The sequence below is a fragment of the Alteromonas salexigens genome, assembly GCF_025628895.1.
Classification (GTDB): Bacteria; Pseudomonadota; Gammaproteobacteria; order Enterobacterales; family Alteromonadaceae; genus Alteromonas; species Alteromonas salexigens.
In genome coordinates this window covers 26,877-51,230 of record NZ_JAOTJC010000005.1, presented here as the reverse complement: position 1 = coordinate 51,230, position 24,354 = coordinate 26,877, and the positions used below count along the sequence as shown (strand labels likewise).

Here is a 24,354-nt window from a genome sequence, read left to right as displayed (position 1 = left end):
CGCTGCGTTGTGGGAGCGAAATTTACGCGTAGTGCGCAGGTTTGTCAACGCTCTGTCTTCACTTTCTACCTATTTTTTTGTACTTAATGGCGCGAGTGTGCAGAAAGTCATCAACCTGCATGAAATTCCGGCCATTTAACTGCTCAAACAGCGCGTACCACACCTGCAATGTCGCAATGGCATCTTCCAGCGCATTATGCGCAGGTGCGTCAGGCAGACCCAGTTGTTGGCGGCAACCAGCCAGGCTCACCGCGTCATGTGGAACCATCTGATAGCGCTTTTTCAGGTAATACACCATCAGATCCAGGGTATCCAGTACCACCACGCCGGGGATAGCTATATTGCATCGCTCAAACGCACGATTCAGCGCTCCCCAATCCAGTGTACTGTGGTGCATAACCCACATATGTGTCCTTGCATAAGGCAAGAGGGATTGGAGCACCTCTTCCAAGGGCGCGCCCTCTGCTACCTGCCGGTCTGTCAGACCATGAATGACGGGGCTTTGTTTAAGCGGGGACGGGGTATTCACCACCCTGTGAGAGGCGCTGGCCAGTTGAATATCCCCGCCCTGCCCGGCCACCCAGCCCGCTGAAACAATGCCGCACGTGTTCGCATTCAGGGAAGTAAGCTCAAGGTCCACCGCCAGCAGCGGGACGTCCTGCCACAGGCGGTTTCGCCACTGGGCAGGGACATTGGCACTGAACCACTTGCAGCAGCGGGACCATATATTCACCGCATACCACCTGAAAAGGCCATTACCGCCCCTTCCTGGGCAATCTCAATCGCTCTGAACGCGGCTTTTAGCTGGTGTTTCTCAATTGCTGACAACTCACTGAGGGGGACCTTGTTGTCGGTGAGATTGTTTTGTAACTGATGGCGCCAGCGCAAACGATTCAGGAACAGCCAGATATCACGCAAATTATCCCTATCCCGTAACGACAACTCACTTTGCCCGGATAGACGCTTTAACCGGCTCAGCGTCGAGGGCATGGTAAGACCTTCGGCCAGCGCGTACAGCCGCACAATATTATTAATGATAGCCACTCCCCGCACTTTTAAGTCGATGACATCTCTGCCCTGGGCATCTTTTTCACAGACAAAGCGACGAAACAAGGACAAAGGCACTGCAGCCTCGCTGGCGTGCCGGGCCAGCGCAGCCAGAAACAGGCGCTGTCTGAATAAGGGGGCTCGTCTGCGCTGCAACGTTTCAAACAGATCCAGGTCGCCTGCTACCGTCCGCACGTCCAGAAAAATATTACAATGCATAATCGCGGTACTGGCAGGCTCACTCACCCACCCCTGAGCGTCTTTGACTGCCGCGTCAAGCGATAACCGCAAGGCCGGATTACTGGCCATAATATTTCCGGTGCAGCGTTTAATCCCACATTTTGCCAATCCTTCGCAGACATAAGTCCCCATGCTTTGAAAGTAGTCGGCCTGTGTGTCTGTCGGCGTATCGGCCAGTAACAACCCATTATCCTGGTCAGAACCTAACGTCTGGTCCTGACGCGCCTGAGATCCAAATACTAACCAGCTAAATGGCATGGGCGCCGGCCCGTTAGCCTGTTCAAAGAAACTAATGAGTTTTCGGGTGATCATGTCGGTTGCCTGGCTCAGCACCCGCCCAATAATATCCACATCACCCGGACGCCTGGCATGGGTGGCGAAATAGTGAGGCAGCTGCCAGGCGGCGCGGGTCAAGGTATACAGGCAGTCGGCTTTAGCGAGTTCACCAATAATGAATAAAACGTTGCCCCGTTGCTGGCGAATAATATCAGTGACCGTCACCATGCCCACTGGCTTCCCGGTGGCCGTATCTACCACCGGCAAATGATGAATATTACGCTCACTCATCGTCGCCAGGGTGTCAAACAAGGTATCCTGCTCGCTAATCACCACCGGACTGCGGGTCATAATTGTGGCGATCGGCTGGCCCACATCTACCTCACGGGCGACGACCCGCGAGCGCAAATCCCGATCGGTTACTACCCCCACCACGGCTTCACCGCATGTCACCAGTAATGAGGACACGCCGTTTTCGGTCATTACCCGCGCGGCTTCAACAATCGTCGCCTGCTCGTTTACCATCACAGGTGCTCGCTGCACTACTTCACTCAGTGACCGGTATAGCCACACTGACTCAGAGCGGGTAACGGCCTGTTGCTGTAGCTCGTCGTCCCCCAGGCGTTGAAAGAAGTTTGCCACCGTGGATACTTCCAGCAATTCGCTGAACTGAACCTCGTCGATACAGTAAACCAGGCCGGGCTCATTCACCTCCACCCGTAACGGGTAACTCACGCCATCCAGCAACATAGCGTAACCGAAGCATGCACCTTCGCTTACATGCCGTACGGGTTCGTCAGCTTCATGAATGACAAACTGTCCGCTCTGGATCACGAACAGATGCTGCCGATAGCGGCTGGTCAGGTCATCCGCATTGGTGTCAGTAAGATACAAACCCACAGCGCGGCGTGCCAGTGTGGTCAGCATGTCACTGTCCAATCCCTCAAACGGTGCGACACTACTGAAAAAATCGGTCACCTGCCGGGACGCTGTGTTCATATTATCGCCTTCTTCTCCGCCTGGGCGTAGCGAGCTGTAGAGTCACAGGAAAAGGCCCACCGACGGTGAGCCTTTCTATAGAAAAGCGCGTCAGTGCGACTAATGCGCGGACGCTTCACCGGCACCTTTCGGATAGCGTATGCTCTCCACCAGCTCCTGAATTTCCTGGGGCGCTTCTTTTGTTAATTTAAACACCACGAACGCCACCACAAAGTTCACCAGCATACCCAGGGTGCCGATGCCCTCAGGCGATATGCCAAACCACCAGTTCTCTGCAGTGTTAGCGTCGGCATTGATAAACTTAAAGTAAATAATGTATGACGCCGTAAAGGCAATCCCTGCCACCATCCCGGCGATGGCTCCCTTATCATTCATACGGGTACTGAAGATCCCCATGATGATAGCCGGGAAAAAGCTAGATGCAGCGAGTCCAAACGCAAAGGCAACCACCTGAGCCACGAAGCCGGGCGGGTTAATACCAAAGTAGCCGGCAATGACGATAGCAACCCCCGCCGCCAGCCGGGCATAAAACAGCTCGGCCTTATCAGTAATATTGGGCATGTAATTACGCTTTAGCAAGTCATGCGACACGGAGGTGGAAATAACCAGCAGCAAGCCCGCCGATGTCGACAATGCCGCAGCCACCGCCCCTGCCGCGACCAGGGCGATGACCCAGGCCGGTAACTCGGCAATTTCCGGATTCGCCATGACCATAATGTCCCGGTCCACGCGCATCTCGTTGGCACTTTGCGGATCATCAATACTGCCCGCCGCATAAAACATCCTGCCATCACCATTTTTGTCGTTGAACTCAATCAACCCGGTTTGCTCCCAGTTCTTGATCCAGGTCGGCGCCTGTGAATAAGGAGTGCCCTGCATGTCCGGGCCATTGATGGTTTCAATCATGTTGACCCTGCCAAATGCGGCCAGCGATGGTGCCGTGGTATACAGGATGGCAATAAATGCCAGCGCCCAGCCTGCGGATTTCCGTGCGTCCCGTACCTTTGGCACGGTGAAGAAGCGCACTATGACGTGAGGCAGACCGGCCGTCCCGACCATCAGCGCAAAGGTGATAAAAAATACATCGATGGTACTTTTCGAGCCTGTTGTGTATTCATGGAACCCGAGTTCAGTAGACAGCTGATCGAGTTTATCCAGCATATACATCCCTGAACCATCGGTGAGGGTGGCGCCAAATCCTGTTTGCGGCAGGATATGCCCGGTTACCATCATAGAAATGAACACCACCGGCACCAGGTATGCAAAGATCAGCACACAATACTGCGCCACCTGGGTGTAGGTAATGCCTTTCATCCCGCCCAGCACGGTGTAGAAAAACACAATTGCCATACCAATGATCACGCCCGCGACAATGTCTACTTCCAGAAACCGGCTGAAGACCACCCCAACCCCACGCATCTGACCGGCCACATAGGTAAAGCACACAAAAATGGCACAGAATACCGCCACCGTGCGCGCAGTTTGTGAATAGTAGCGGTCACCTATGAAATCCGGTACAGTGAATTTACCGAATTTGCGCAGGTACGGAGCCAGACAAAGGGCTAACAAGACATAGCCGCCGGTCCACCCCATCAGGTAAACCGCGCCGTCATAGCCCATGAACGACACTAGGCCGGCCATGGAAATGAAAGACGCTGCCGACATCCAGTCAGCTGCGGTCGCCATCCCGTTGAGCACGGGGGGTACGCCGCCACCGGCAACGTAAAATTCGTTGGTTGAACCGGCCCGCGCCCAGATGGCAATGCCGATATACAGGGCAAACGAGCCGCCTACGATAAGAAAGGTTAAAAACTGAACGTCCATGAATTACTCCTCGTCTACGCCATATTTTTTATCCATTGCATTCATTTTTGCCATATACACAAAAATAAGCGCGACGAATACGTAAATGGACCCCTGTTGTGCAAACCAGAAGCCGAGCTTAAACCCAAAGAACTGGATTTGGTTGAGTACATCCACGAGCAGAATACCGGCCCCGAAAGAGACCACGAACCACACCACCAGCAGTTTGGCCAGCAGTGCCAGGTTCTCTTTCCAGTACGCTTTTTTATCGTCATCGTTTTTAAACGCCATGTTGCCGTCCTCAAATCAGGTTAAACGAAAATGCAGTGTTAACATTTCAGCAACCTTGCACAGCCGGGCACCCATTTACCATCACAGCCATTCGCCAGACTTCATGAAAGTTACTGAAAAACCCATCTTCACAGGCTTTCAGTACACTTTAGACCCGCTTTCACAAAGTCGGAATGAGACCATGGTCGTAGGTCATAAATCAGACAGGCAGGCATAATGCGCAACATCTTGTTAACACGCTTTAAGGAGGCAGAATGACGTTAGGCTGGGTTTCGCTGGCACTGGTGTATTTGTTGGTGCTTTTTTACATAGCCAGCTGGGGCGATAAAAACTCGCCTGCCGCGCGCAAGCTCACCTCTCACCCCGCCATCTACTCGCTGGCGCTGGCCATTTATTGTACTGCGTGGACTTTTTTTGGAGCCGTAGGTCAGGCTAGCCGGGATACCTGGAGCTATCTGCCCTTGCTGCTTGGGCCTATACTGGTTTATTTACTGGGCTACCGGTTTATTTATAAGCTGACGCTGGTCAGTAAAAAACAACACATTACCACCATTGCCGACTTCATCGCCTCCCGCTATGGCAAGCGCCAGACAGTGGCGTTACTCGTCACCGTAATCGCGTTACTGGCCACCGTGCCGTATATTGCTCTGCAATTAAAAGCCATCGGCTCTACTTTTCAGCTACTGACCCGCCAGTCAGACAGCAACATGATAGTGTTAGCTGCCACAGTATTTATCGCTATCTTTGCGATTTTCTTCGGTACCAAGCAAGCGGACGTCACCGAATACCGGCGTGGCCTGATGCTTGCCATCGCCTTTGAGTCATCCATTAAACTGCTGGCACTGGTGTTGGTCGCGATAGTCGGCTATTCAGTATGGACTACCACCGAAAGCGGCTCTCTGCTGGGCCGTTATACCACCAGCGAGGCATTATCGCAGTTTGGCTCACTGACCTTTATCGCGCAAACGGTGATGTCAGCCGCAGCGGTTTTATGTTTGCCCCGGCAGTTCCATGTCGCCATTGTGGATAACCTGAGTCTGAGTCACCTGAAGACAGCACGCTGGCTGTTCCCGCTCTATCTTGCCATTCTCGCCGCGGTGATCCCGGTTATTGCTACCGCTGGCACCGCTATTTTTGGTGCCAGTGTTGAGCCGGATACCTACGTCATATCGCTGGCCATATATTCAGAGTCGGTATTGTTGCAGATGCTGGTATTTATTGGCGGTCTTTCTGCTGCCACTGCCATGATTATTGTGGCGACGCTGACCTTAAGCACCATGCTCACCAACGATGTAATCCTGCCGAGCTGGTTGGCAAGGGGCTCCCCGGCCAACCGTAACAAAGACTACGCGCGGCAAATCCAACGTATCCGGCGGGTGGTGATAGGGCTTATTTTGTTAATGGCCTTCGTGTATCACCAGCAAATGACCGGTGCGCGAAGCCTGCACTCAATAGGTCTGGTGGCGTTTTCACTGGTTATCCAGCTGCTACCAGCAATTGTGGGCGGCCTCTACTGGCGACGTGCCCATGCCCATGGCGTCTACGCGGGTTTACTGGTTGGCGTGACCTGCTGGATTTTATGGCTGGTCGTGCCGCTGGCTACGGCGCCTGCCGGCAGCGTTGCGCAAAGTGACACCATCAGTGCCGGAGCACTGTTTAGTCTTACCGCCAATATCACGGCGTTTGTGCTGTTTTCCTGGTTAGCCAGCCACCGACTGATAGACCGCATCCAGGCCGAGGCCTTTGTGGCGCCTTCTGACACGAATAACCAGGCAGCGGCCACCAGCGCGCAGTCGGCCATTACTATCGCAGATCTCACCACCTTGCTGACCACCTTTATGGGCGCCAGCCGTTGTCAGCAACTGGTTAACGAATATCAATACCTGAACACCTGCACGTTAATTGAAACGGAACAACCAGACGATGCGTTTCTGGCATTTTGCGAGCGTGCACTGGGCGGCGTGCTGGGCGCATCCTCAGCCAAGGCGCTGTTGGACAGTGTGTTACAGGGGAAAAAGCTCGATGTGACGGAAGTGATTAACTTCTTCGATGGCACCACGCAGGCGGTGAAATTCAACATGAGCGCCCTGCTTACGTCGCTGGAAAACATGGATCAGGGGATCAGTGTGGTAGATCAGCACCTCAACCTGGTGGCATGGAATAAACAGTATGCTACGTTATATCAGTATCCGGAAGCCCTGCTTACGGTAGGCACCCCCATTGAAAAGCTCATCCGTTATAACGCCGAGAAGGGTGAGTTCGGCCCCGGCGATATTGAGGAACAGGTAGACAAACGACTGGCTTACTTACGCTCGGGGAGTCCCCACCGTTTCACCCGTCAGCGAAGCGATGGCCGTGTTATTGAAATGGTTGGCAACCCGCTGCCGGGCGGTGGTTTTGTAACCAGCTTCAATGACATTACTGCCCACGTAGAAATTCAGCAGGCATTAGAGGAATCGAACATCGATCTGGAGCTGCGGGTCAAAAAACGCACCGAAGAAGTACACTCGATTAATGCTGAACTGCGCCTGGAAATTGAGCGTCGCTCTGAAGCGGAAAAAGAGCTCATTCGCGCCAGGCAGGCCGCCGAGGACGCCAACGCCAGTAAAACCCGCTTTCTGGCACTGGCCAGCCATGATGTTCTGCAACCTTTGAATGCCGCCAAGCTGTACTTATCCGCGCTTCAGGAAGCCGGTTTACCTGAACAGGCGGCAAGTATTGTGACCAAGCTGAATCATAGTGTGAATTCCAGTGAGGCGCTGATCGCCACGCTGCTGGATATTGCACGGCTGGATCAGGGAGAAATGAAACCTTCACTGGAGCCGGTCAACGTGGCAGATTTATTGGGCCCGTTGGCGGAAGAAATGGCGTTATCGGCACAGGATAAAGGCCTGCAGTTACGCATCCGGCTGCGCTCATGCTGGGTGACCACAGACAAAACCTTTTTGTACAGGATTACCCAGAACCTGTTGTCTAACGCGATCAAATACACGCCAACGGGCAAGGTGCTGTTTACTGCCCGCCGCCGTGCCGGACAAGTCGAACTGGCGGTATACGATACCGGCATTGGCATTTCCGAGGAGCAACAGGCCCTTATTTTTGGTGATTTCTACCGTACGCTTGAGTCAACAGAACATGGCGTCGGCTTAGGACTTGCCGTGGTACGACGGCTCTCATCCCAGCTCGGCGCCGCAATTAAGGTGACCTCCACACCGGGTCAGGGCAGTTGTTTCTCGTTAAATCTGCCTACTACGCACTCCCCTGCGGCCGGCGGCGACACCACCCGTCCCCGAACCGGCGACTTTACCGGCCTGCGGGTACTGTGTGTGGACGACCAACAGCAAAATCTTGATGCCATGCAGACATTGCTGCAAAAGTGGGGCGCAGAGGTTTGTGTGGCTGACTCCAGGCAGCAAGCGCTAGAAACCGCCCGGGAGTTTGCGCCACAGGTGTTACTGATGGACTATCATCTGGGGCATGGCGACAACGGTCTGGCATTGATAGACACCCTGCGCGATGCTTATGACGCGCTATTACCTGCGGCGCTGATCACCGCTAACCAGGAAGAAGATTTACGGGACCGCTGCAAAGCCCAGTCGGTACACTACCTGGCTAAGCCTCTAAAGCCGGCCAGGTTACGGGCGCTGTTGCAGCAAATGCAGCGAGAGGCCAAAACCTTCGAATAGTAGTGCTCAGGCCTTGTCGGCCTTTTGCTCACTGCTTTGCCCTATGGGTTGCGCCACCACCTTGCCCACACTGTGCCAGGGGGTCTTGGGATTGATCAGCACCGGGCGGGTCAGCACCAGGTTATTCGGGTATAGCACGGTTTCTCGTTCTGCCGTGACCAGCCGTGTGCTGAAGGGGCCGATGTCGGCAATCGTGCCCTCCACATAATTATCACCGTCGATAATGCGCACTGCATTGCCCCGCCGGTAGGCAACATTGGTCAACAAGATAAAGTACGCCGTGATATTGCTGATCAGTGACCAACTGGCAAACAACGCCACCCCAGTGAGGGTAATGATGGAAGTAGACAGCACCAGCAGACCGGAAAAATCCACACCCCAGGCCAGTAAAATACCGGCAAAGGTAGCAATACCGGTCAACACCCGGGCCACAAACAGCCCCTTCACTGCACTGGAAGACTTTAAGCGACTGCTCGCCAGGTTTCGTTCCAGCCGCGGAATGACGAGACGGATCACCGCCACATACGCTAAGAGGAACAGGCCGGTAGCAATCAGGTTTAACTGATAACCCTCAACCCACACCGCCACATCATTCAACCAGTGCCCCATGCACGTTTGCTCCCTCTGTTCAACAAAAGCTAACTATCGATAGCATAAGAAAAATCTTAAGACGTTTACGAATATATCATCTATATTGTAGAAACGAATAGCACTAGCGTACTGAATTCTCTGGTGCCATCCCGGCATGTCCGCCGGACTTATCTGTTTACTTCAAAATCCGCAAGGACAGAGATTCTTATATGCGTATAGCCATACTTTCCCGTAATCCCCGACTTTACTCCACCCGCCGACTTCAGGAAGCCGGTCAGGCACGTGGGCACACGGTGGATATTATCGACACCATGCACTGCTACATGGATATCACCAGTGCCAACCCATCGGTACGTTACAAGGGCCGCAAACTCCCCTACTACGATGCGGTGATCCCCCGTATCGGTGCCTCGGTTAGTTTCTATGGCACCTCGGTGGTTCGTCAGTTTGAAATGATGGGCACCTACTCAGTGAATGAGTCAGTGGCTATCAGCCGTTCGAGGGACAAGTTGCGCTCGTTGCAGTTGCTGTCCCGTAAAGGCATTGGTATGCCGCGTACCGGATTTGCGCATCACCCTGACCGTATCGATGATCTGATAAAAAATGTGGGCGGCGCCCCGGTGGTGATCAAGCTGTTGGAAGGTACACAGGGCATTGGTGTGGTGCTGGCCGACACGCAGAAAGCCGCGGAATCAATTATCGAAGCATTTATGGGGTTGAATGCCTCCATTCTGGTTCAGGAGTTCATTAAGGAAGCGGGCGGTTCAGACATCCGCTGTCTGGTCGTGGGCGGCAAAGTCGTAGCGGCCATGAAGCGCCAGGCAGCGCCCGGCGAATTTCGCTCTAACTTGCACCGGGGTGGCTCAGCCAGTTTGGTGAGACTGTCCCCGGAAGAACGCAAAACCGCTGTAGATGCTGCCAAAACCATGGGACTGAACTGTTGCGGGGTCGACATTCTGCGCTCGAATAATGGTCCGGTGGTGATGGAGGTGAACTCTTCACCCGGCCTGGAAGGCATTGAGTCGGCCACAAAAAAAGATGTGGCGGGCATGATTATAGACTTTATTGCTAAATCGGCGAAGCCGAATAACACCCGTACCCGAGGAAAAGGCTAAGTGAAAGGCACTGCACTTGAAATTGGCGGGCATTCTGTACTGCCAGGTGAAACCAAGAAAATAGAGCTGCAAATGCCGCCGTTGTATACCGCTACTAACATGAGCATTCCGGTGTATGTAAAACGCGGCAAACGGGAAGGCCCCACTCTGTTTGTTAGTGCCGCTATCCACGGCGATGAATTAAATGGCATTGAAATTGTCAGCCGTCTTATCCGTTCTAAATCTATCAGCCGGCTGCGGGGCACACTAATTGCTGTGCCTATGGTCAATGTGTATGGCGTGGTTAACCAGTCTCGCTACCTGCCGGATCGCCGCGACCTGAACCGCAGCTTTCCGGGCAGCAAAAAGGGCTCCCTGGCCGGCCGGCTGGCCAACCTGTTTTTCAAAGAGGTGGTTAGCAAATGTGACGTGGGCATCGACCTGCATACCGGCGCTATTCACCGCAGTAATCTGCCGCAGGTGCGTGCTAACCTCGACGATCCGGAGGTACTGGCGATGGCCAAAGCCTTTGGCGTCCCTGTGTTATTAAATGCAGATATCCGTGACGGCTCCTTACGTCAGGCGGCCAGTGATGAAGGTATTAAAATACTGCTGTATGAAGCGGGGCAGGCTTTGCGATACGATGAGTTTTCTATCCGTGCGGGTGTTAAAGGCATTATCAATACCATGCGCCATTTAGGCATGCTGAATAAGCGCGCCAGTAAAGGCCATGACATCGACCGCTTTATCGCCCGTCAAAGCGGCTGGGTACGTGCCCCTGAAAGCGGTTTTGTGACCCACCTTGCGCAGATGGGCGATCATGTCAGTAAAGGCGATCGGCTGGCCAGCATTGCTGATCCGTATGGCGAAGTAGTGGCCTCGATAATCAGCCCCGCCGACGGCGTCATTATTGGTAAACAGAACATTCCGCTTACTCAGGAAGGTGAAGCGGTTTACCATGTGGCGTACTTTAGTAAGCCCGGCGCGGTTGCAGAACATGTTGAACTGTTACAGGATAACCTGGTGCTGAACGAACAACCCGTAGTGGAGGGGCAATAACGTGCCACAAGGTCACAAAAAGCTGGTCGGTGCCATTGAGTTGTGCGACCTGCCTGAACTGGAAATCAGCCAACTCAACGTGCGGGTAGACACTGGCGCTGCCACATCGTCGCTGCACGTAGACAACATCGAAGAGTTTGAAAAAAATAATGAGCAGTGGATCCGCTTCGATATCCACCCGGATATTCACAACGTGGAACGTGTGGTTCGCCGGGAAGCGCCAATCGTGGGCAAAAAGCAGGTGAAAAGCTCCACCGCCACCCGTGAAAAGCGTTATGTCATTGATACACCAATCGTAATGGATGACATGCGCTGGACTATTCAGCTGACATTAACGGACCGCTCGGAAATGACCTACCTGATGTTACTGGGTCGCGAGGCCATGAACGGACGGCTGTTGGTTGACCCCGAATTTGAATTTTTGCTGACTGGCAAAGACTGATATGCGTTGGGCGGTAGGCGTTACAGTTATTATTTGTCACTGCCTGCTGGCCAGCGTCTCAGCGCATCAGGACACGGACGCGCCGACAATTAAACAAATCCGCATTCCCCAGGTGGCCGAAGGCACCGACCCTCTCTATTTGTATGTGAAAGCCCTGCTACAAATGGCCCTCGACAAGACAGCAGAAGAGTATGGCGAGGCAGAACTGCTGCCGAACGAAAGCCGCACCGTGCAGGAGCGTCAGCTGCGCAACCTCGACCATAAAATGCTGGATGTGACCTGGAGCGTGACCACGCTGGAACGGGAAAGTCTCTACACTGCTGTACCTGTTCCTATTGCAGCCGGGCTGTTTGGCAAGCGTGTCTTGCTGATCCGCGCCGATGATGAGCGCTTCGACGAACCGGTAGAAATAAACCAGCTTAAACAATACCGTGCCGTGCAGGGGCAGGACTGGCCGGACACACGCCTGTATCGCCATCACGGCTTTTCCGTGCTGGAAGCCACGTACAAGTCTTCCTTTCGGGTACTGGAAGAAAGCTTTGCCGATTATTACCCTCGTGGGGTTTTGGAAGTAGATTACGAACTGGCCTTTCACAGTGCCCGGCCGTTTGCACTGGAGGAGCACCTGGTACTCAGTTATCCCAGTCCCATGTTCTTTTTTGTCAGTCGCAACAACCGCCAGCTGGCCGAGAGAATAAACGAGGGATTACAGCAGTTACTCGCCACCGGTGAATTTCAGGCACTGCTGATGTCACAACGGTTTTATCAGAACAGCATGGCGCACTTACAGGGCCGTGAGGTGATTAACTTAACTAACCCCATGCTGAGTGAGGCGTCTCAGGAGGCGTTAGATACTTACCTGCCTTATTTTAACCAGTAAATCTGCAATAACGGTTAGCCATGGGCAGACGCCGGTGGTTCAAGTTCCAGCTGCGACGCCAGTAACACCGCCTGGGTGCGGTTGTTAATCCCCAGCTTACGGAAAATAGCCGTCACATGGGCTTTTACGGTCGCTTCGGCAATATCCAGATTATAGCCAATTTGCTTATTCAGCAGGCCGTCACGCATATAGCACAACACTTTATACTGAGAAGGGGTAAGTGAAGATACTTTATCTGCCAGCTCTGAGAACTCGTTATCAACCGGTTCCATGGTGTTACTTACCGAGGCCGGCAGCCAGATATCGCCTTCCAGAATAGCCTGCACCGCATTGGCAATATCACTGGAGCTTGCCGTTTTGGGAATGAACCCAAGAGCGCCTACGGCCACTATTTTAGAAATGGTGGCAGGATCTTCGGTTCCGGAAACCACCGCCACCGGCAGATCGGGGTAAAGTTTACGAATATGCAGCAACCCGAACAGATCGTTACTGCCGGGCATGTGTAAGTCCAGCAGTAACAAATCAATATCATGCTCGTAGAGTAACGACACTGTGGATGTCAGGTCGCCTGCCTCATACAATTGCAAATCGTTAAAGGTTGTCACTAATGCCCCTTTCAGGGCATCCCGGTACAACGGGTGATCATCAGCAATCAGCAGGCTAACCATGACAGTAGAGTCCGTTATTTGTTTAAGCGTTCCGCAATGAGTTTATCAACAACTGACGGATCAGCCAATGTGGAGGTATCTCCAAGCTGATCATGCTCATTCGCTGCGATTTTGCGCAAAATTCGCCGCATGATTTTGCCCGACCGTGTTTTCGGTAAGCCCTCAGACCACTGAATTTTATCTGGTGTGGCAATGGGGCTAAGCTCGTTACGCACCCAGTCCCGCAGCTCTTTACTCAGTGCCTCGTCTGCGGTGACACCATCATTGGGCGTCACATATACGTAGATGCCCTGCCCTTTGATATCATGGGGGTAGCCCACCACTGCCGCTTCCGCTACTTTAGAATGCGCCACCATGGCACTTTCTATTTCTGCGGTGCCCAGGCGGTGCCCGGAGACATTTAACACGTCGTCCACCCGGCCCGTGATCCAGAAATAATCATCTTCATCACGACGGGCGCCGTCGCCGGTAAAATATACGCCGGGATAGGTGCTGAAGTAGGTATTAATGAACCGTTCATGATCGCCATACACTGTCCGCGCCTGACTGGGCCAGCTGTTCTTAATTACCAGATTCCCTTCATTTGCGCCTTCCAGCTCTTTACCGTCGGCATCAAACAGGGCCGGTTCAATACCAAAGAACGGCCGGGTGGCCGAGCCTGGTTTCAGCTCTGTGGCACCGGCAAGCGGCGTGATCATGATGCCACCGGTTTCGGTCTGCCACCACGTATCTACGATGGGGCAGCGGTTTTCCCCCAACACCCGATGGTACCATTCCCAGGCTTCCGGGTTAATAGGCTCCCCGACCGAGCCCAACAAACGCAGACTGCTTAAATCACAGCCTTCTGCCGGCTTATCGCCATGGGCCATCAGTGCCCGGATGGCCGTAGGGGCGGTATACAGGCTATTTACCTTATACTTCTCCACAACCTGCGCGATACGGCGCACGTCCGGGTAGTTAGGCACGCCTTCAAAGAATACCTGTGATGCCCCGTTTATAAGGGGGCCGTACACCATGTAGCTGTGTCCAGTGATCCAGCCCACATCAGCGGTGCACCAGTAAATGTCGTCAGGTTGATAATCGAATACGTATTTAAACGTCATGGCGGTGTATAACAGATAGCCACCCGTGGTGTGCACCACGCCTTTTGGTGTGCCGGTGGAGCCCGAGGTATACAGAATAAAGAGCGGGTCTTCCGCATTCATGACTTCCGGTTCGCACTGGCCAGTGCAATCGTCCACCAGCTCATCCCACCACACGTCTACATCGTCATTCCAGTCCACGTCGGCGCCAGTCAGCTTTAATACCACGGCGTTGGTGATGGAGGGGCAGGCACCGTCCGCTAACGCTTTATCCACGTTCGTCTTCAACGGCACACTGCGACCTGCACGCCGCCCTTCGTCGCTGGTAATAATAACTTTGGCATCACTGTCATTGATGCGATCGGCAATGGCATTGGGAGAAAAACCGCCGAATATCACCGAGTGCACCGCACCAATGCGCGCGCAGGCCAGCATGGCATAGGCAGCCTGTGGCACCATCGGCATATAAATAGCCACCCGGTCGCCTTTTTTAACGCCAAGTTTTTTCAAACCGTTAGCCAGCTTACACACTTCATAGTGCAGCTGCTGGTAAGTAATCGCTTCTGCTTCACCCGGCGTGTCACCTTCCCAGTGGATGGCTGTTTTCTTGGCATTGTCGGCCAGATGGCGGTCAATGCAGTTGTAACTGGCGTTCAGCTCGCCATCTTCAAACCACTTAATTGACACCTCACCCTCTCCGAAACGGGTATTCTTAATTTTGGTGGGCGCCTGATACCACTCCAGCATTCCGGCCTGCTCAGCCCAGAACGCCTCGGGATCGGAGATAGACTGATTATACATTGCCTGGTACTGCTCTTCATTCAGTAACGTGGTGTCCTTGATCGCGTCCGGTATGGGATAACGCTTGTGGGCGGTCATAACTCGTGCCTCCAGTGTCCAATTAAAGTCAAGCTCTCAGATTGTAGTCCAATGTAATCATTCCTGATCAAAGCAAAATGAGACTTTGGTCTTAGCCGCTTTGCTATTATCATTGCGCGCTAAGACTTTCGTCTTATAGACCATCCGCTTATTTGCAATTTCCAGTTTGTCAGTCAGATTACCAATTGTTAACTGCAAAATTACACTTTTTTACCATTGAACATTTTAACGGACAGTATTATGAGAAAAACCATGAATAACACTGCCACTGCGGTATCGCTTGCGCTTTTTGGTGTTATGGGCGCTTCCCAGGCGAGCGCTGACGTACTCGACAGTACCGATGTTAGTTTCACCGGCTACGTTAAAGCTGATGCAATGTTCAGTAACTATTCTGAAGGCACGCTCGACTCTGGCAGTATTGGCCGTGAGTTTTACATACCTTCGCTGACGCCGGTCGCCGGCAATGAGGAAGGGACTCAGTTTGACGCGCATATCCGTCAGTCGCGCTTTCGCTTTACTACCCAGACTGCCACGGACAGCGGCGACACCATCACGGGTGTGATTGCGCTGGACTTCATCGTCACCGACGGCGGCAATGAACGGGTCAGTAACTCCTATACCCCCCGCATCCGGCACGCCTATCTGCAATATAAAAACTGGCTGGTGGGTCAGACCTGGACCACCTTTATGGATGTGAGCATCCTGCCTGAATCACTGGACTTTATCGGTGTGACCGATGGCACCCCGTTCGGCCGCCAAACCATGGTGCGTTACAGCCACAATGGTTTCCAGATTGCGCTGGAAAACCCGGAAACTACCGTCACGCCGTTTGGCGGCGGTGACCGCGTTGTCGCCGACGACAATTCAGTGCCGGACCTGGTCGCAGCCTACACAACCAGGGGTGACTGGGGTCATGTAAAAGTAGCCGGTCTGGTTCGTCAGCTGGCGTACGATAACGGTACCGACATTGATGGCACAGATACCGGTTACGGGATTGCTGTATCGAGTAAAATCAACCTGGACAACGGCGATGATATTCGCCTGATGTTCAACAGCGGCTCGGGAGTAGGCCGCTATACCGCGCTGAATACCTTTAACGGCGCAGTTGTGACGGACACTGGTGATTTAAATGCCGTGGACTCTTACGGGTATACCCTGGCCTACCGTCATGTATGGACCGATCGCATGCGTAGCAGTGTGATGTTTTCAGCGCTGGAAATTGACAACGATACCGCGTTGAGCGGTGACGCAGTCACGGCCAGCACCTACAGCACCCGCGCGAATCTGCTGTACTCGCCCACCCCCGCGCTGACCTTCGGCGGCGAATACGCCTTCGCCCACCGCGAAGTCGAGTCAGGATTAGAGGGCGATATGCACCGCGTACAATTTTCCGCAAAGTACGCTTTTTAGGCCGGCCCACAAAGCTTGTCAGGGCGTCAGGAACTCCACCTGCGCCCTGCTTTCCCTTCATTGCATACGTATTCACATTGTTTACATTTTATTCACATTCTACGTTAGTAGCTCCAGTTTGTTTGCCGGTACCGGCCAAACCGGATTTTACACTCACTCTGAACCTGACTTCAGTTTACGTGGAAAAGGATGCGAACGTCGCCTGACAGGTTCCTTAACGACAGTTAACGGGACACTGAGAAATGAAAGCAACACTCACGAGCACAGCACTGGCTTCCGCGCTTATGCTTGCCCCCTCCGCAGCCCATGCGGCCCCTACCACTTTTGTACATTTATTCGACTGGAACTGGCAGGATATTGCCACTGAATGTGAAACCTTTTTAGGCCCTAAAGGCTATGCGGCGATCCAGGTTTCGCCGCCCAATGAACATATTGATGTTTCCCAGTGGTGGGCCCGCTATCAACCGGTAAGCTACGTATTGCAAAGCCGGGGCGGTAACCGCGCGGAATTCATCGACATGGTACAACGGTGTGATGCGGCAGGCGTGGATATCTACGTCGATGCGGTTATCAATCATATGGCGGCAGGCAGCGGAACCGGCACGGCGGGTAACACCTTCGGTAATAAGTCTTACCCTAATTATTCGCCGCAGGATTTTCATGACACCTGCGCCATTAACGACTATGGCAACCGCTGGGAAGTACAGAACTGTGAACTGGTGGGGCTGGCCGATCTGGACACCGACGCCAGCTATGTACAGTCGACGCTGGCAGGCTATCTTAATGATCTGGTCAATATCGGTGTCGCCGGTTTCCGCTTAGATGCCTCCAAACACATGCCAGCGGCAGATATAGCCGGCGTACTGCAACAGGTAAACGGTAACCCGTTGGTATTTCAGGAGGTCATTGATCAGGGCGGTGAAGCCGTCAGCGCATCAGAATACTTTGGCAATGGCCTGGTGACTGAATTTAAATACTCGGTGGAGATTGGCAATGTGTTTCGCAACGGATCGCTCTCCTGGTTAAGCAACTTTGGTGAGGCCTGGGGCTTTATGCCCAGTCACCAGGCGGTGGTATTTGTGGATAACCATGACAATCAGCGTGCCCATGGCGGTGGCGGCAACGTCATTACCTTCGAAGATGGCCGGCTGTACGATTTAGCCAATGTGTTTATGCTGGCCTGGCCGTACGGTTACCCCAAAGTGATGTCCAGTTTCGATTTCCACGGCGATACCGACGCGGGTCCACCTGCCATGCCGGTGCATAATAACGGCAACCTGGAATGTTTTGGCAGTAACTGGAAATGTGAACACCGGTGGTCGTACATTGCCGGTGGCGTGGATTTTCGCAATAACACCGCTGACAACTTCAGTGTGACTGACTGGTGGAGTAACGGTGGTAACCAGATTGCGTTTGGCCGGGCAGACAGTGGCTTTGTGGTGATCAATAAAGAGTCGTACGCGCTAACCGCCAGCCTGCAAACCTCCATGGCTCCGGGCGAATACTGTGATGTTCTCACCGGGCAACTTAACGCGGCCGGCAATGGCTGCACCGGCACCACGGTGACCGTCGATAGCAGCGGCATGCTGGCAGCCTCGGTGGCTTCGTGGGAAGCCATTGCCATTCATAAAGGCGCCAGAGTATCCGGACAGACGGGCTCCGCAGACTGGCAACGCACAGTCATCTTCATTGAAGCTGAAACCACCAGCGGCCAGGATATGTTTGTGCGGGGCGGAATTGATCACGACTATGCCGCCAGTGCCCTGGGCCGTAACTGCACCAGTAGCAATTACGCCTGTGCCATTCCGATTGTGCATAACAATCTGAAAAACACCACCACGGCCCCGTGGAAGGCTAACGACAACTATCTTGACTGGTATGGGATAGAAGCCTCGCAAAGCAGTGAGGCCGAAGGCAGCGCTCTGGACTGGACCACCAATAGCTGGCCTGCCGAGTGGGGAGCAGTAAAAACCGTAGCTAATGACGGGTACGGCGAAACCCCGCTGAATACCTGGGGCCAGCACTACTGGATGCTGGATGTGCAGATGGACTGCAGCAAAACGGTTAACGGCTGGTTCGAACTGAAAGCATTTGTGAAAAATGGTCAGGGCTGGGAGGGCGACATTGCCCAGTCCGGTACGCCGTACAGTTCAACCAACCACATGGCGCAGTGTGGCAAAAAGAATATGTTCCGGTTTGGCCAAAATACCGCCACCATCACTAACCTGTAGGCAACTATGCCGGTCAGCCTGCGCTGACCGGTTTCCCCATTTAAAACGGCTGTGGAAAACGCCGGAACACCCGGTTCACTTGATCCAGCACGTTTTCGTCCAGGGGCATGGAAAACGCCGCAATATTTTCTTTCAGTTGAGCTACCGATGTCCCCCCGATAATTGTCGAGACGACCCCAGGCACCTGCTGACACCAGGCCAGCGCCAGTTGCGCCGGGGTCATATCAGCCTTAACGGCAATTTCCATATACTGACGGGTGGCATCCTGTGCCTGTGAGGTATCCCGAAACAACCCCTGCCGCTGCACATAGGTCCAGCGGGATCCTTTAGGGCGAGCCCCGTCCAGGTACTTGCCGGTTAACAGGCCGGTGGCTAATGGCGACCAGGGCAGATACGCAATATTTTCTAACTGACACATCTCAATCAGATAGGGCCAGTCTTTGGCATGTAACAGGCTGAATTCATTCTGGATGGAAACGGGTTTGGGCATATTCATTTCACTGCACAGCCTCAAAAAGGTATGCACGCCCCAGGGAGTATCATCCGACAGCCCCCAGTGTTTGATCTTCCCGGCAGCCAATGCCTTGCGCAGGCCTTCAAGAATATCCCGCATGCCATCAATTTCGTCTTCCCGGTCAATGCCTGTGGGGTTATGCCTGCCAGGCCAGTGTTTTGCAAAGTGCGGGGTGGCACGGTTTGGCCAGTGCAGCTGATACACGTCTACGGTGTCGGTTTGTAGCCGGCGCAGCGAGTTATCCAGCGCCTCCGTCACGGCTGAGGCGGTAATGGGGCGACCATCGCGAATGTAGCGCAAGCCACTGCCCGCGACTTTTGTCATCAGCACCATTTCATCCCGCTTATGGGGATGGCGGCGCAGGTAATCACCAATGATCCGCTCTGTATTGCCATAGGTTTGTTTATTTGGCGGCACCGGATACATTTCCGCGGTGTCGATAAGATTAATGCCCGCCCCCAGTGCCAGCTCAAGCTGGGCATCGGCGTCTTGCTGGGTGTTCTGAATGCCCCAGGTCATGGTGCCCAGACAAACGTCTGACACCGATAAACCACTGCTGCCTAAAGTATGGTATCGCATAATGGTAACCAGATTTCCTGTATTGCTGTTATCCGGCGTAAGCGCTTTACCGCCGGTAAAAGATGCCCGTTTATTATATTCCCACGAGAGCCACGGCTTGCTATGAACTGCTGTGGACTGCCCCGGTATGCTTGCCGGGACGCTTAATTACCTGGTCGCAGCGCAAGCAGACGTTTATTACGTCAGTGTGACAGACGCGCGATCCAGGGGTAAACCCCTATAGCTTCCAATCCCCCCCAGGCTCAAACTGCTTATTAATTAAACGCGATTGCTGGTTCTGAGTTATGTCCCTCACCAGCATACCGACCCGGAGCTAATAATGAAAAAATTCACTCTCTCTACCCTCGCCGCAGCCATGCTGGCAGTGCCTGCCGCGCCTGCACTGGCGGATGCCTATATCGGCTCACAAATGACCACCAAGCTGGCTGAACTGAGCGGTTTGGAAACCACCATGGCCGTGGTCACTTTTGACCAGATGGAGCCACTGGCAGAGTCGCAACTTCTGCAACTGACTAACCTGGGTATTACACAGGGGGTTCAATTTCAGTCGTTGCCTATTATTGGCGTTGTAGCAAATAAAAGCCAGATAGAAGCCATTGCGCAACTAGACGGGGTACGGTCTGTCTTCGCGAATCGTCAAATGCAGATGTACAACGCCGATGCCCGGGAGATTACCGGTGTGGCCGACCTGCAAACCAACGGCTTTATAAGCCGTAATGGCACCGACTTTACCGGTCGCGGTGTGACTATTATGGTTAACGATTCCGGCGTAGATGCGGCCCACCAGGATCTGCTGTTCGGCGATACTGTTGTAGAAAACGTCCAGGCGCTTACTCACGCGTCCGCCATTTCTATTACCGGCGCCACCGAAGGCTTTACGCTGACCGGCCAGGTAAACACCGACACTAACTCGGGTCACGGTACTCACGTGGCAGGCACCATCGCTGGCAGCGGCGTGATGTCTGATGGCAAATATGTAGGCGCAGCACCGGATGCCGACCTGATAGGGTATGGTTCAGGCGGTGGCGTGCTGCTACTCGACACCATTGGCGGTTTTGACTTCGCCATCAGCAAAATTTACAGCTACGATAACCCCATCAAAGTGATCAGCAACTCCTGGGGTTCAAGTGGCAAATATGAGCCACTTGGTCCGGTATCCATGGCATCGTATAAAGCCCACAAACTGGGGATCATGAGTGTATTTGCTGCCGGAAACAGCGGTCCGGGCGAAGATTCACACAACCCTTACGCACAAATTCCGTGGGGAATTTCAGTAGGCGCCGGTGACAAGTTCGGCAAACTGGCTGACTTCTCATCTCGTGGACTGAAAAGCGAGTCCGGCACCTTCACCATGCCTGACGGCAGCGAATGGACCTACAACAACGAAATCAGCATTGTCGCGCCGGGTGTGGACATTATTTCCACCCGTGCCAGCACCAACCTTGCGGCAAATGGTGGGGATGCAGATATCGACGCCATCGAACCCGAGTACCTGCCGTTTTACACCATGATTTCTGGTACCTCCATGGCCACCCCGCATGTGTCGGGAATTATTGCACTGATGCTGGAAGCAAACCCGTCGCTGGACAACCTCACAATTAAACGCCTGCTTCAGGAAACAGCCACCAATATGCCAGGTTATGAGCGCTGGGAAGTGGGTGCCGGTTATGTGAATGCCCGTTCGGCAGTAGCAGCTGCTCTTGATTTCGATATGAATCACACCGTCACTGTGAACAACCTGGAAGAGACCACATTTAAAGCCAACGCGCTGGTCTCGCCCAGTGATCGTGTTATCGAAGAAGAAGTTTTCTATGCGCCGGTGGGCGAACCTGAAGTGGTGAACTTTACCGTTGAAGAAGACGATGTACTGGTAAAGGCATCAGCCAGCTCGCTGGCCAACCTCACTAAACTGGTGTTAGTCGCCCCTGACGGCACCGAATATTTCGGAAACCTGTCTACCCCCGTACTGACGGAAACCATGCGTGTAGCCGCGCCGGGTATGCCGGGTACATGGGGCCTTTACGTATATGGCCTGACTTCATTGTCTGGAGTAGAAGCAGATCCGCTGGGTTTAACCAACGGCCCTGGTCTGCCTGAGACTTTCGATGTCACCATTAGCTTTGAGAAAAGCGGCGGCTTCGACGGCATGAACGATATTGAAGGCCACCCGCAACAAGGTGCAATTGAGTTTGCTATCAGCGAACGTCTGATGGACGGCTCAGATGGCAACCGCTTCTACCCGAACGCCGGCCTGAAGCGTCGTCACTTTGCCCGCTATGCGGTTATGGGCGGTGCAGTTCGCCAGTATCGTGACCTGCTCAACGAAGCACAACCTGCGCTGACGAACGTGCCCGGGTTTGAAAAAGCATTCATCGAGTCTGTGTCGGTGCAAGGTGGTGCATTAAAAGATAACCTGCGCACCCAGGCCCCTGTATTACCGGCTATCGACGGCAGTGCAGCGCCCAATGCCAAGGTTGACAAACTGGATATGGCCTACGCATTAGTGCAGATGTTGGGACTGGAAGATGTGGCTAACACCTTCGACCCCAGCGCTGACATCGTGGTTGACTACAGAGGTGAGCAAATTGTGCTGGCAGATCAGGACGCTATCCCTGATGAACTGAAAGGTCATGTGCAGCTTGCCATCACACTGTCATTAATTAATGTTGAATTTGGCGTGGAACAAGGGCCGTTCGGTATGGAGCCAACACTCACTGCCGCCTTCGCGCCTGATGCCGTGGTTACCCGTGCCCATTACGCGGTGCTGGCGTCACGTTTCTTTACCCAATACTTTCAGTAAGTAGCGATGCTAAGGCGGACCGGGGTCACTTGCACCGCCATCCGCCTTGCTGTATTTTTAAACATCAACCATGAGGTACACGCTATGAAAGTATCATTCCTTCGAACGCTGGTAGCCTGTGCAGTTCTTGCCGCACCAATTGCGCAAGCACAGGTCGTCTCACCCGCCACGCTAACGATTGCCGACAACACCGTGCAGGCCAAAATTGATTTAGGTCAGAGCATCGCGGTCGATGTCACACTGGAATTCGACAACACCGTTGGCCTGAATGCCAATACTGTAGACATTACTGCAGAGCTGTTGTCCCCTGCGTCACTGGCCATTCAGAATCGCCTGCCCACGTCGCTCATCAGCGCGCCGGCTGCGTTTCCGGTGATGGTCTCTATTGAACCCAAAACGGACAAAGGTTTTGCCTTTGAAGGCGTTGCCACCGTTGAGCTATACACTAAAAACCTGCACTACGTAGCAGGTACTCCATTACGTTTGTTCCGCTCCCATGCGGACGGTACGTTTGAAGATATTACCCAGTTGACCTCATCGGGCAGTTTCCGTGCTCGTGGTAACACTGGTAGCTTCTCCGACTTTATTATCATGGCCGATACCCGCCCGCAGAATGAGGTACTGGCAACTAAATACGCATTGCTGGATGACCTGGTGAGCAACAACCGCAGCCGCATCGATTCGGTGGTACTGACAGCACTGGACAGCGGACTAAACAGTCTGTACTCCGCATTGCAAGCCAGCGACTACACGGCAGCATCGACGGCGGTAGACACGCTGATTACCACCACCGAAACGGCATCGGGTGCACAAATGGACGATGTGTGGCGCTCCTCAGATGACATCGTAAACGTAAAAGGCGAGCTGCTGACCCGCCTGTACACGTTACGTTACAGTCTGCGGACGCTATAGGTTACCACCATGCCATTGCAACTGGCGGTACCTCAACCTGATGGTGTGATTGCAGAGCACACCCTGTTCGCCGGCCGCGACTATGTCGTTGGCCGGTCACAGGGGTCGGATATCGTTATTGCCAACTCAAAGGTATCGCGCCAACACGCGTCTTTGCGGGCACGCGATGACGACAGCTGGCTCTTTACTGATACCAGCAGTACCGGTTGCTACGACAATGGCATGCCCGTGGAAACGACCACCATTCAGTCGCCCAGAGTTTTACACTTTGGCCCGGTGCCCTGCCGGCTGACGCCTGTCAGCCGCAAGGGACTGGTAAAACAGGACAGTCAGCAGGTCTGGCGAAAACAGCAGCTGGGGCGATACCACCGCCAGATAAACCGCTGCGACAGCACGCTGGCACTGGTTAACGTGGCTCGCGAGTGTATGCAGCAAACCCTGCACTGTGAACGCGCCGCGTTTATCCTGTTTGATAAACAGGCCGGCTTTCAGTCCAGTATCGGTTTTCAGCCCTGGATGGAAGCAGACAGTTTCAGTGGCAGCCGCACCATTATTTCCCGGTGTATGGAAGCAGGCACGCCCCTGGCCATTGGCAATATTCAGCAGGACACCACGCTAAACACGCAGCAAAGTATCTTGCAGCATGGCATTAAAGCCGCGTTATGCGTGCCCGTTAAAATCGAGAACGACATCGTCGGCGTACTTTATGGCGATAATACGCAGGGACGGGTGTATTTTTCAGACACCGACGTGCGCTTTGCCACTTCTTTAGGACAATTTTTGTCTTTACGTTTGTTATTCCAATCTATCGAGCATAAGATTTCTTTAGCAGCATGTTCATAGTACGCTATCTGTTGGCGTAAATTATTGG

At 53.6% G+C, this 24,354-nt stretch carries 18 protein-coding genes; 10 read left to right on the top strand and 8 right to left on the bottom strand.

All coding sequences use genetic code 11. The features are described from left to right. Positions 1 to 58 precede the first annotated feature (58 nt). The 4 genes from OCL06_RS03635 to OCL06_RS03620 all read right to left on the bottom strand — a co-directional run bounded on the left by OCL06_RS03635 (position 59) and on the right by OCL06_RS03620 (position 4,656). Positions 59 to 733 carry a 3'-5' exonuclease gene (locus OCL06_RS03635; RefSeq protein WP_262992392.1) on the bottom strand — a complete coding sequence of 225 codons (675 nt, stop codon included), beginning with the start codon at positions 731 to 733 and terminating at the stop codon, positions 59 to 61. Beyond that, a complete protein-coding gene (locus OCL06_RS03630) occupies positions 730 to 2,562 on the bottom strand; it encodes a DUF294 nucleotidyltransferase-like domain-containing protein (RefSeq protein ID WP_262992391.1) in 1,833 nt (610 codons plus the stop codon). The genes OCL06_RS03635 and OCL06_RS03630 overlap by 4 nt, the downstream gene beginning before the upstream one ends. Positions 2,563 to 2,661: 99 nt before the next feature. Next, positions 2,662 to 4,386, bottom strand: a complete 1,725-nt coding sequence (locus OCL06_RS03625) for a sodium:solute symporter family protein (protein WP_262992390.1) — start codon at positions 4,384 to 4,386, stop codon at positions 2,662 to 2,664. 3 nt (positions 4,387 to 4,389) lie between these two features. Beyond that, the gene (locus OCL06_RS03620; RefSeq protein ID WP_262992389.1) at positions 4,390 to 4,656 is read right to left on the bottom strand and encodes a DUF4212 domain-containing protein; all 267 of its coding nucleotides are present in this window, start codon (positions 4,654 to 4,656) and stop codon (positions 4,390 to 4,392) included. Positions 4,657 to 4,910: 254 nt separating this feature from the next. Here OCL06_RS03620 and OCL06_RS03615 point away from each other — a divergent pair, with 254 nt between their 5' ends. Further along, positions 4,911 to 8,342 carry a hybrid sensor histidine kinase/response regulator gene (locus tag OCL06_RS03615; protein ID WP_262992387.1) on the top strand — a complete coding sequence of 1,144 codons (3,432 nt, stop codon included), beginning with the start codon at positions 4,911 to 4,913 and terminating at the stop codon, positions 8,340 to 8,342. A gap of 6 nt (positions 8,343 to 8,348) precedes the next feature. Here the strand turns inward: OCL06_RS03615 and OCL06_RS03610 are convergent, their stop codons facing one another. After that, positions 8,349 to 8,951: a mechanosensitive ion channel family protein gene (locus tag OCL06_RS03610; protein WP_262992385.1), complete on the bottom strand. Its 603-nt coding sequence runs from the start codon at positions 8,949 to 8,951 to the stop codon at positions 8,349 to 8,351. Between the two features lie 191 nt (positions 8,952 to 9,142). On the opposite strand from OCL06_RS03610, the gene rimK reads away from it, so the two are divergent. Genes rimK through OCL06_RS03590 form a run of 4 tightly spaced genes read left to right on the top strand, consistent with a single transcriptional unit; the run spans position 9,143 to position 12,408 of the window. Further along, positions 9,143 to 10,048 carry a 30S ribosomal protein S6--L-glutamate ligase gene (gene rimK, locus OCL06_RS03605; RefSeq protein ID WP_262992384.1) on the top strand — a complete coding sequence of 302 codons (906 nt, stop codon included), beginning with the start codon at positions 9,143 to 9,145 and terminating at the stop codon, positions 10,046 to 10,048. Further along, positions 10,049 to 11,086: a succinylglutamate desuccinylase/aspartoacylase family protein gene (locus tag OCL06_RS03600; RefSeq protein WP_262992383.1), complete on the top strand. Its 1,038-nt coding sequence runs from the start codon at positions 10,049 to 10,051 to the stop codon at positions 11,084 to 11,086. Between the two features lies 1 nt (position 11,087). Continuing rightward, positions 11,088 to 11,528, top strand: a complete 441-nt coding sequence (locus OCL06_RS03595) for an ATP-dependent zinc protease family protein (RefSeq protein ID WP_262992382.1) — start codon at positions 11,088 to 11,090, stop codon at positions 11,526 to 11,528. A gap of 1 nt (position 11,529) precedes the next feature. Further along, positions 11,530 to 12,408 (top strand): transporter substrate-binding domain-containing protein, encoded by an 879-nt coding sequence (locus OCL06_RS03590; protein WP_262992381.1) that lies wholly within the window; start codon positions 11,530 to 11,532, stop codon positions 12,406 to 12,408. Between the two features lie 14 nt (positions 12,409 to 12,422). On the opposite strand, the gene OCL06_RS03585 is transcribed toward OCL06_RS03590, so the two are convergent. Together OCL06_RS03585 and acs are read right to left on the bottom strand one after the other, a co-directional pair. Next, a complete protein-coding gene (locus OCL06_RS03585) occupies positions 12,423 to 13,076 on the bottom strand; it encodes a response regulator transcription factor (protein ID WP_262992380.1) in 654 nt (217 codons plus the stop codon). 14 nt (positions 13,077 to 13,090) lie between these two features. Next, positions 13,091 to 15,037, bottom strand: coding sequence for an acetate--CoA ligase (acs, locus tag OCL06_RS03580; RefSeq protein ID WP_262992379.1), 1,947 nt, complete (start codon positions 15,035 to 15,037; stop codon positions 13,091 to 13,093). Positions 15,038 to 15,277: 240 nt separating this feature from the next. Between acs and OCL06_RS03575 the strand changes: the two genes are divergently transcribed. Next, positions 15,278 to 16,447, top strand: coding sequence for a DcaP family trimeric outer membrane transporter (locus OCL06_RS03575; protein ID WP_262992378.1), 1,170 nt, complete (start codon positions 15,278 to 15,280; stop codon positions 16,445 to 16,447). A gap of 242 nt (positions 16,448 to 16,689) precedes the next feature. Then, positions 16,690 to 18,678, top strand: coding sequence for an alpha-amylase (locus OCL06_RS03570; RefSeq protein ID WP_262992377.1), 1,989 nt, complete (start codon positions 16,690 to 16,692; stop codon positions 18,676 to 18,678). Between the two features lie 40 nt (positions 18,679 to 18,718). Here OCL06_RS03570 and OCL06_RS03565 read toward each other — a convergent pair whose 3' ends face one another. Then, on the bottom strand, positions 18,719 to 19,771 hold the full coding sequence (locus OCL06_RS03565) for an aldo/keto reductase (RefSeq protein ID WP_262992376.1): 1,053 nt from the start codon (positions 19,769 to 19,771) through the stop codon (positions 18,719 to 18,721). A gap of 319 nt (positions 19,772 to 20,090) precedes the next feature. On the opposite strand from OCL06_RS03565, the gene OCL06_RS03560 reads away from it, so the two are divergent. The 3 genes from OCL06_RS03560 (at position 20,091) to OCL06_RS03550 (ending at position 24,326) form a co-directional block, all read left to right on the top strand. Continuing rightward, complete coding sequence (locus OCL06_RS03560) at positions 20,091 to 22,571, top strand: S8 family peptidase (RefSeq protein ID WP_262992375.1); 2,481 nt, start codon at positions 20,091 to 20,093, stop codon at positions 22,569 to 22,571. Between the two features lie 84 nt (positions 22,572 to 22,655). Continuing rightward, positions 22,656 to 23,483 carry a DUF6689 family protein gene (locus OCL06_RS03555; RefSeq protein WP_262992374.1) on the top strand — a complete coding sequence of 276 codons (828 nt, stop codon included), beginning with the start codon at positions 22,656 to 22,658 and terminating at the stop codon, positions 23,481 to 23,483. A 9-nt stretch (positions 23,484 to 23,492) separates the two neighbouring features. After that, positions 23,493 to 24,326: an FHA domain-containing protein gene (locus tag OCL06_RS03550; protein ID WP_262992373.1), complete on the top strand. Its 834-nt coding sequence runs from the start codon at positions 23,493 to 23,495 to the stop codon at positions 24,324 to 24,326. Positions 24,327 to 24,354 lie beyond the last annotated feature (28 nt).

Excerpts from the sequence above, each read along its gene's own strand:
- OCL06_RS03630 (WP_262992391.1), bottom strand. The coding sequence starts at position 2,562 with ATGAACACAGCGTCCCGGCAGGTGACCGATTTTTTCAGTAGTGTCGCA.
- OCL06_RS03625 (WP_262992390.1), bottom strand. The coding sequence starts at position 4,386 with ATGGACGTTCAGTTTTTAACCTTTCTTATCGTAGGCGGCTCGTTTGCC.
- OCL06_RS03620 (WP_262992389.1), bottom strand. The coding sequence starts at position 4,656 with ATGGCGTTTAAAAACGATGACGATAAAAAAGCGTACTGGAAAGAGAAC.
- OCL06_RS03615 (WP_262992387.1), top strand. The coding sequence starts at position 4,911 with ATGACGTTAGGCTGGGTTTCGCTGGCACTGGTGTATTTGTTGGTGCTT.
- OCL06_RS03610 (WP_262992385.1), bottom strand. The coding sequence starts at position 8,951 with ATGGGGCACTGGTTGAATGATGTGGCGGTGTGGGTTGAGGGTTATCAG.
- rimK (WP_262992384.1), top strand. The coding sequence starts at position 9,143 with ATGCGTATAGCCATACTTTCCCGTAATCCCCGACTTTACTCCACCCGC.
- OCL06_RS03590 (WP_262992381.1), top strand. The coding sequence starts at position 11,530 with ATGCGTTGGGCGGTAGGCGTTACAGTTATTATTTGTCACTGCCTGCTG.
- OCL06_RS03585 (WP_262992380.1), bottom strand. The coding sequence starts at position 13,076 with ATGGTTAGCCTGCTGATTGCTGATGATCACCCGTTGTACCGGGATGCC.
- acs (WP_262992379.1), bottom strand. The coding sequence starts at position 15,037 with ATGACCGCCCACAAGCGTTATCCCATACCGGACGCGATCAAGGACACC.
- OCL06_RS03575 (WP_262992378.1), top strand. The coding sequence starts at position 15,278 with ATGAGAAAAACCATGAATAACACTGCCACTGCGGTATCGCTTGCGCTT.
- OCL06_RS03570 (WP_262992377.1), top strand. The coding sequence starts at position 16,690 with ATGAAAGCAACACTCACGAGCACAGCACTGGCTTCCGCGCTTATGCTT.
- OCL06_RS03565 (WP_262992376.1), bottom strand. The coding sequence starts at position 19,771 with ATGCGATACCATACTTTAGGCAGCAGTGGTTTATCGGTGTCAGACGTT.
- OCL06_RS03560 (WP_262992375.1), top strand. The coding sequence starts at position 20,091 with ATGAAAAAATTCACTCTCTCTACCCTCGCCGCAGCCATGCTGGCAGTG.
- OCL06_RS03555 (WP_262992374.1), top strand. The coding sequence starts at position 22,656 with ATGAAAGTATCATTCCTTCGAACGCTGGTAGCCTGTGCAGTTCTTGCC.
- OCL06_RS03550 (WP_262992373.1), top strand. The coding sequence starts at position 23,493 with ATGCCATTGCAACTGGCGGTACCTCAACCTGATGGTGTGATTGCAGAG.